The sequence below is a fragment of the Methanobrevibacter millerae genome, from assembly GCF_001477655.1.
Lineage (GTDB): Archaea > Methanobacteriota > Methanobacteria > Methanobacteriales > Methanobacteriaceae > Methanocatella > Methanocatella millerae_A.
In genome coordinates, this window is the sequence record NZ_CP011266.1 from 778,752 (window position 1) to 785,000 (window position 6,249).

Genomic DNA, 6,249 nt, shown 5'->3' on the forward strand with positions numbered 1-6,249 from the left:
ATTAACGATGAGTAGTGTTGCAGCTACTTGTAATATTATTATAATTACAGACCCTACTGGTCAGGATCCTAATGGGGCGGCTGCAGGAAGTATGTCTTTTGCAGAGAACATGTTCCAGTCAACATTTTTAATGTCTAAAGATCATCATTTTGCAGTTCTCTCAGGGGGTACTGGTAGTTCTGATGTTAGGTTAGATTCAATTGTAGATGCTGTTGCAAACTTGGAAAAAAATGCATCTGCATCAGCTGCGGCTTCTATTGCTAGTGGTTATAGTGGAGCTCGTTTAGTAGTTGGTGGTCCATATATGGGAGCTGCGATAGGTGGTTCATTCGATGCTTATGTAATTACTGTAAATGATGGGAACAGTTCTATTACTGTTACTCCATATAGTAGTGGTGTTGCTACTTTGCCACAAGGTCAAAAAGGAGCTATTATTCACTTGAGAAATACTAATGGTAATCCTATGTATGGTACAGCAGATAATGTTCGTAAAGAAACTGCAATGAATATTGGTAAAATGATTAGGGACGGATATCCTGCTACAACTATTCTTTCTGAAGCTATGGGTGAAGTTGCTCGCGATTCTGGTGAGAAATATGGTGGGGGTGGAGTTAACCTTGTTTCAGGTATTTCTACTTCAGACATGTTTACTCCTAATCAAATGAATTCGACGGGATATCCTATGGATGATCCTTATTCCAAGATTTGTGAGAATTGTGGTTGGGGTGTAGGTTATCCTTCTGCGGAAACTTATGACAAGTGTCCTATTTGTAATCATGAGATAAAGATTGTCTATGCTTATGAAGCTTTAGGTAATACTATTACGGTTAGTCCTGATGCCGTGAGTGTTTCTGTTTATGGTAGTGGTAAAGCAGGTATTGCAGCAACTACTAAAGAAATTGTTGAAGCTTCAGTTCACAAATATGGATATGATTCATCAGCTATTGCAGGATCCATTAACAGAGGTATTAACAATGGTCTTTTAATGGGTGTTGATCATATTGAACCTAAAGATATAAATGTAAAACCGGATTCCAAAGCTGTTGGTGTTTATTACACTGCATTGCCGGGTGATAGGTCTGCACCTTCATGGGATTTACCTATCGATGGTAATATACTGAATATTCTTGGAAGTATCCAAACGGCAGTAGGTATTGTTTTGATTTTACTTGTTATATTCAGAAGTAGATTATTAAAATCATTCCAAAATCGGTGAAATTTTCACCATTTTACTTTTTTTATAGGAGATATTATGGCATTAATTTTAATTAGAGGCGAGAATAAATCAAAGTTATTGAGTGCTATTTCTGATATGGAAAGACATGGCAGTTTAACTTTATTATCTAAACCAAAGGTCATTAGTGCAGAGTTTGCTGATTCTCTAGTAGAACAGATTTTAAAATCAAAACTTAGAACTAAATCTAATGTTGCTACAGCATTTTTTGTTAAGGAAGATACAACTTTAAGTATTTTAAAAATTAAACAAATTCATCCTCCTGCACACATTGTTGTTGTAAGTCCCGAATATAGAGGTTATGAAGAGCTAAAAGAAAAATTAACAATTGCTCATGATATGGATGGTTATAAATCTTATAGGGCTTTAAATGCTGGTAAAATTGATTATTCTGTTAAAGGTAAAAAAAGATATATTAAAAATAATAAATTAAATAGCTATACCGAATAGCTATTTCCTTTTAATTTTGACTATATTTCCAAGCGTTCTTTCACCAGAGGAACTGTTTATAAATTGATTCAAATCAACATCATTAACATTTTCAAGCAATGTTATATTCAATGCTTTTTCTAGTTTTTTTGTTAACTTTGGATCAGGTGTCATTTTTCCGGATTCAATTCTGTTAATAACAGAAACTCTTTCATTGATTTTTTTTCCTAAATCCTCTCTGGACCAGTTTTTAGCTTCTCTAGCATTCCTAACAGTAGTATTATAATTTTCAATTAATTCTTCTGTTGGCTCATCGTTTCTATAATTTCTTTTTGGTTGTGTGTTTTTCCTTCCTTTTTTATTTTGTTGGAATCTTGGTTTTGGTGGTGCTTTTTGTATAGTTCCAAGCTTAGCACATTCTTTACATACAACCATAACTGATCCTTCAATTTTTGCTCTTGTAGGATTTGTTTCACTTACGGGTTTACCACAAATTTCGCATTCCATATTAATCAGTTTTTTAAATTTATTATGTAATTTTTTATATTATTTTCATTTATAAATTTTGTTTTTATCAAAAATATATTTTGTTTCAATATATTAAAATAAATAACTTTAAATATATTTAATTACTAATTGTTATTAAAAGTAACTTTGTTGTAGAAATTTACATGGAGATGATTCACATGAATGATTTTGATGATTTGGAAAATTCTTCAAAAGAGGAATTAATTGAAAAAGTTGAATCTTTACAGGATGAAATTACTTTAATTCGTGAAGAAAAGTCCAAAGCTAAAAGTAACTTAATGTGGAAAGTTAGGAAATTAGAAAAAGATAAAGTTCTAATTGAAAATGAAAAAATCAGATTAGAAAGAGAAGCTAAATCCCTACGTTCCGAAGTTGAAAGGTTTAGATCTCCCCCTTTAGTTTTAGCTACTATTACTGAAGTTTTAGATGAAAATAGGATGACTGTTAAAAGTAGTACCGGTCCTAGTTTTCTTGTCAATTACTCAAAATTCTTAGATGAAAAATTATTAGTACCTGGTTCTAGAGTTGCTCTAAATCAACAAACATTCGGTATTGTTGAAGTATTGCCATCAGAAAAAGATGCAAATGTGTCTGGAATGGAAATTGAAACAAAACCTGATGTAACTTATGAACAAATTGGTGGTTTGGAAGAACAAATAATTGAGGTTAAGGAAACTGTTGAATTACCATTAAAAGAACCTGAATTATTTGAAAAAATAGGTATCGATCCTCCAAAAGGAATATTATTATATGGTCCTCCAGGAACTGGTAAGACATTGCTTGCAAAGGCTGTAGCTAATGAAACAAATGCTACATTCATTAAAATCGTAGCTTCAGAATTTGTTAAAAAATATATCGGTGAGGGTGCAAGACTTGTACGTGAAGTATTCGAATTAGCTAAAGAAAAAGCTCCTGCTATTATTTTCATTGATGAACTTGATGCTGTCGCAGCTAAAAGGCTTAAAAGTTCTACTAGTGGGGATAGGGAAGTTCAAAGGACTTTAATGCAATTGCTTGCGGAATTAGATGGTTTTGAATCAAGAGGAGATATCGGTATTATAGGTGCTACTAACAGGCCAGATATTTTGGATCCAGCACTTTTAAGGCCTGGTCGTTTCGATAGGTTCATAGAAGTTCCACTTCCTAATGAAGATGGAAGAAAACAAATTCTTAAAATTCACACAAAAAGAATGGCATTGGATGAAGAAGCAGATATTGATTTGTTAAGTGATTTAACAGATGGATTGTCTGGTGCAGACTTAAAAGCAGTTTGTACAGAAGCAGGTATGTTTGCTATACGTGAAAAACGTGATAAAGTAACTGTTGCTGACTTTATGGATGCTGTTGATAAAGTTGTAGACTCTGAACATGATGAAGAGTTTAAAAAAGAAGCTGGCGTAATGTTCGGTTAGCTTCTTATTAAATAAGCCTATGATGAACCCTATGAGCTCTGATTAGTGATGAATGATGGGCGAGCTGAGGCTTATTTTTTTATACTTTTTTTGTAAAACTTTATTTAAAATTAAAATCTTATAGTATTATTATGTTTAGAAAAAATGATAATCAATCCAATGAAAGAGTTATTTTTCAAGCTAGACCAAACTTAATTTTAGGTTGTAAAAAAGCTATTTTAGGTATTATATTATTAATTTTTGTTTTATTCATTTCTGGACCAATTATCAAATTTATTGGTAATATGCAGGTATATATGATATCTCAAATAAAATTACCGCTCACAAGGTATGTTGCCATTGCAGTATTTGTTGTCATGCTTATTATTATATTATATATAATTTTTCAGATAGTTGGATGGTATGCTAAAGAATACATTTTGACAGATTCTAAGATTATCGTGAAATCTGGTGTGGTTTTTACTCGTAAGAATTACATGCCTTATTCCACTATTCAGGATGTTAATACTTCTCAAAGCATTTTTGCCAGATTATTCAATGTTGGTTCTGTAAGTGTTTACAGTGCTTATGATAATAATCAGATAGCTCTTGAAAATATTTCCGATCCTTCAAAAGTTGAAGAAATTATTTTTTCTAATATGTCCAGAGGTCCTTATCATTCTCCTGAATATTACCCTAGAGATTCCAATAATGATTATTACCAATCTCCTCAGCAGGATTATCACAGACCTCCTCGTCAGAATTATTATCAATCTTCCAGACAGGATTATTATAATCATCAGGAAAATGTAGATGATTATTATCCTGAAGATGATTATGATGGTGTTGATGTTATAACTCCAATTCATCAAGAAGAAAAGTATCAACGAAGGCAATATGATTATTATCCTGATGATTTGAATTACTCTGAATCTAAAAAGCCAAAATATGAATATGAACCATATCATGAAAATTTAGAGCATAATATTAATCGTGCTATGAGTGAGGAATACAACTCTTATTCAAGTTCAAAAAATTCCCATCATGATGATTCTTATTATAGTCAAGAAAACTCTAATAATTATTATAGTGATTATGATAACTATGATAATTCTGCAGAAGAATTTTCATATAATGATGATGTTACATCCAATTCAAAATCTAAAAAAAATGATGTGGATGACTCTAGTGAAAAAGTCATAAAAAGACATTTTGATAAATTTAAAAGATAATTTTACTATTAAATGCAGGTGTGAATAATGGAACTTTTATGCATTCAATCTCAAGAACATCCTAAGTTACCTCAAGGTGAACTAAAAGCAGTTATTGAATGTGAAGAAATGAAGACTTCACTTGATATAATAACTGAGGGTTTAGTTATATTGAAAGATATATCTCCAGAAAATATTGATGATTATTATCAGATTTTGACAAGACGTCTTGGATATACTCATGAGGTTCACCAAATATTGAAAACATCAGATATCAAAAATTTTGAAGAGGATGTCCTATCAATTAACTGGCAGGATTACATTGACGAAAATTTTGCTGTAAGGGTAAAAAGGTTTAATTCAAAAATAGACACTGTTGCTTATGAAAGAAAGGCAGGTTCATTAATTTTGGAGAAATGTGAAAATATTAAAGTTAAACTAAATAAACCAAAATCATTGGTGAGAGTGGTTGCATTTGAAGATACTATTTTCATTGCTATTGAAAAATATCATTTAAATAAAAAACATTTTGAAGATATCAAACCTCATAAAAGACCATTTTTCTATCCGGGGTCTATGAGTCCAAAATTAGCACGGTGTATGGTTAATTTATCTCGCGTTAAAGCAGGTCAATTAGTATTGGATCCGTTTTGTGGAACTGGTGGAATTTTAATAGAGGCCGGTTTGATAGGTTGTAAGGTAGTTGGTTCTGATGTTAATTGGAAAATGAAAAACGGCACTGCTATTAATTTGGATTACTGTGGAATAACTGATTATAGGACATTTCACCTTGATGTTCGTGAACTTAAGATGTATGAAAAGGTAGCTGGTGTAGTTACAGATCCCCCTTATGGGATATCAACATCTACTGGAGATATTGATGGTGACGATATATTCAAAGAATTTTTCCATGCAATCTATCATAATATGGCTGATGATGCATATCTTTGTATGGCAAGTCCCCATTATGTAGATTTGAATCCTATGATTGATGATGTGGGATTTGAACTGGTTGAACAATATTCTATTAAAATGCATAGAAGTTTGACTAGAATTATTTCAGTTATTAAAAAATCATAATGGAATAGTTAAGTTTATATACTAGTTATTTTTTATGGGATATTTTTTTATAAATTCTTTTAAAGTATTTATTTTTTTTAAAACAACTATTTTTTTCTGTTAATCTTTTTTTCATATTTTTCAAATACTTTTTTTTAAAAAAGTTAAGATAATTTTGATAATAATGATATTTAATTTTAATATAAAAAATTTATTTATATTTATTTGATTTAGTAATATCTTATTATTGATATTTTTATAAATAAATTATTTTTGCAATATATTTTAATTAATTTTGTTAATTAAATATCTCTGTCTATTAGATGTGCTATATGTATTATGGCGATGACCTAAGTCAAATTGTATCATACAATCATGACGATGATGGTTGCATTCC

6 protein-coding genes are annotated in these 6,249 nt (G+C 30.7%); 5 read left to right on the top strand and 1 reads right to left on the bottom strand.

The window, feature by feature from the left end:
* The first annotated feature begins 7 nt into the window (after positions 1-7).
* A complete protein-coding gene (locus SM9_RS03320) occupies positions 8-1,216 on the top strand; it encodes a hypothetical protein (protein ID WP_058740300.1) in 1,209 nt (402 codons plus the stop codon).
* 36 nt (positions 1,217-1,252) lie between these two features.
* The gene (locus tag SM9_RS03325) at positions 1,253-1,684 is read left to right on the top strand and encodes a DUF356 domain-containing protein (protein WP_058738788.1); all 432 of its coding nucleotides are present in this window, start codon (positions 1,253-1,255) and stop codon (positions 1,682-1,684) included.
* On the opposite strand, the gene SM9_RS03330 is transcribed toward SM9_RS03325, so the two are convergent.
* Complete coding sequence (locus tag SM9_RS03330; RefSeq protein ID WP_058738789.1) at positions 1,685-2,170, bottom strand: multiprotein bridging factor aMBF1; 486 nt, start codon at positions 2,168-2,170, stop codon at positions 1,685-1,687. It lies immediately after the preceding gene.
* 197 nt (positions 2,171-2,367) lie between these two features.
* Here SM9_RS03330 and SM9_RS03335 point away from each other — a divergent pair, with 197 nt between their 5' ends.
* From SM9_RS03335 to SM9_RS03345, 3 genes are all read left to right on the top strand, one after another.
* Positions 2,368-3,603, top strand: a complete 1,236-nt coding sequence (locus SM9_RS03335) for a proteasome-activating nucleotidase (protein ID WP_058740301.1) — start codon at positions 2,368-2,370, stop codon at positions 3,601-3,603.
* 131 nt (positions 3,604-3,734) lie between these two features.
* Positions 3,735-4,814 (top strand): PH domain-containing protein, encoded by a 1,080-nt coding sequence (locus SM9_RS03340; protein WP_232299167.1) that lies wholly within the window; start codon positions 3,735-3,737, stop codon positions 4,812-4,814.
* A 27-nt stretch (positions 4,815-4,841) separates the two neighbouring features.
* Entirely contained in the window at positions 4,842-5,873 is a 1,032-nt protein-coding gene (locus tag SM9_RS03345; protein WP_058738791.1) for a TIGR01177 family methyltransferase, read from the top strand.
* The last annotated feature ends 376 nt before the right edge of the window (positions 5,874-6,249 follow it).